The 1,875-nt window shown below is 37.7% G+C and carries 2 protein-coding genes; both read right to left on the bottom strand.

Going from position 1 to position 1,875, the window contains the following annotated elements; translation table 11 throughout:
- The coding region (locus tag F3741_11100) for a S41 family peptidase (GenBank protein ID MZG31326.1) at nt 1–779 on the bottom strand (779 nt) is incomplete at its 3' end.
- Between the two features lie 120 nt (nt 780–899).
- On the bottom strand, nt 900–1,715 hold the full coding sequence (locus tag F3741_11095; GenBank protein ID MZG31325.1) for a peptidoglycan DD-metalloendopeptidase family protein: 816 nt from the start codon (nt 1,713–1,715) through the stop codon (nt 900–902).
- Nucleotides 1,716–1,875: the final 160 nt, after the last annotated feature.

The raw sequence follows: 1,875 nt of genomic DNA, 5'->3' as shown, positions 1-1,875 counted from the left end.
AACCTCATGTTTTGTTCTTCTGAACGACCCTTGGTATAAACAATAAGATTTTCCCTGTTTAAGAACCGATCCGTCACTTCTACGGCCTGATTCAAAAGTCCACCGGGATTGTTCCTTAAGTCAAGAATCAATTTAGTGATCCCTTCTTTTCCAAGATCGTCAAGAGCTTTATCAAGGTCTGAACTTGTATTCTTTGAAAAACTACGGATTTTGACGTATCCAATATCCTTCTTATATCGTTTTTTAATAACACTTCGAACCTTAATAATATCGCGGACAATAGTAAACTCTTTCGGAGCCTTAAAAGATTCCCTGAAAATCGTTATGTTTACCGGGGTGCCCGTTTCACCCCTCAGTCTGGATACCGCATCCTGAAGTGTCATATCTAAAGTAGACTCTTCTTCGATTTTAATAATTTTATCGCCAGCTTTAATGCCTACTTTAAAGGCTGGGGTTTCCTCAATTGGAGAAACAACAGTCAGTACACCATCACGAATACTTATTTCAATGCCCAGTCCGCCAAACTTTCCCGTCGTCTCCACCTGCATTTCCTTGTATGAAACCGGTGGCAAATAGCTGGTATGAGGATCCAGTGCTTTAACCATACCCTTGATAGCCCCATCAATCATGGTATCGTTTCCAACAGGTTCGACATAGTTGGATTCAATCAATGAAAGAATCTCAGAAAACACCTTGAGCCTGTTATAAGTATCTTGTTTAGATTCTTTTGCATCCTCTTCTGCATAAACAGTCTGCATTGAAAACAGAACCATTATCATTATGAAAAAAATCAGGGTGAACTTATTTTCTGTTACTTTTCTTAATGGCGACAAATTCAAAGTGTCATCTCCTAAATATGTAAAAAAGACAATTATATATTAATACATGCCCTAATATCACTATTTTCTACGGGCAGTCTTAAACCATCGAACGGGTTCAATAGGTTTCCCCTTTTTACGCATCTCCAGATAGAGCGTTTCACCGACCAGGGAACCCGTATCACCACTTCGTCCAATTACATCACCAGCCTTAACGATCTGATTTGGTTTCACCTTAATGCTATCCAAGTGCCCATAAAGTGAATGATAATCCTTGCCATGGCCAATGATAACCAGGTTTCCATAACCTTCAAGTTCTCCTGTATAGAGAATTTTACCATTGAATATTGAACGAACCGGCGTACCTGAACGGGCTTTGATATCTATACCATTATGCACAATGAAAGAACCATACTGTCGGTCTTTTTGCCTGCCAAATTTATTAAGAATTTTACCCTTTACGGGCAGAGACAGCCGGCCCTTTTTATCTTCAATATCCAGTCCCTCGCCTGAAGAAAGTTTCGATAATAACCTTGAAATCAAATTATTTAAGTTATTGGAGGCTTTTTTAAGTTCTTTTCGAGTTAAGATTCCATATTGTTTCTTTTTTTTCACCTTCTTTAAAAAACGCTTTTTGACTTTCCGAGCATCTTCAAACTCTCCTCGCTTTGCCAGAGCATCTTTTTCAAGCCTCACAAGTTTCGCCCTGACAGAAAGGAGAGATTCTTTCTCCTTTTTCATACTATCGAGTCGATTTTTATAATCGGCCAACAAATTGGCATCATTATCAGCAATCAGCTCCATATACTTCAGCTTTTGTAAAAAATCGCTCGCACTTTCCGATGAAAAAGCAACTTTAAGAGGGAAAATGGGACCTTCTTTATAAATCTGCCTCAATCTCTTACCCAATAAAACCTTTTGAGCTTTTAATTTTTGCTCATTATTTTTAAGGTTCGTTTCAATCCTGGTAATTTTCTTTTTATTAATAAGAGAGTTCCACTTATAAATCTTAAGCTCTCTTTTCTTAAGCTTTATCTGATTATCAATTTTTCTCAGT

The sequence above is a fragment of the Nitrospinota bacterium genome, assembly GCA_009873635.1.
Taxonomy (GTDB): Bacteria; Nitrospinota; Nitrospinia; order Nitrospinales; family VA-1; genus LS-NOB.
This window is presented reverse-complemented; position numbering and strand designations above follow the sequence as displayed.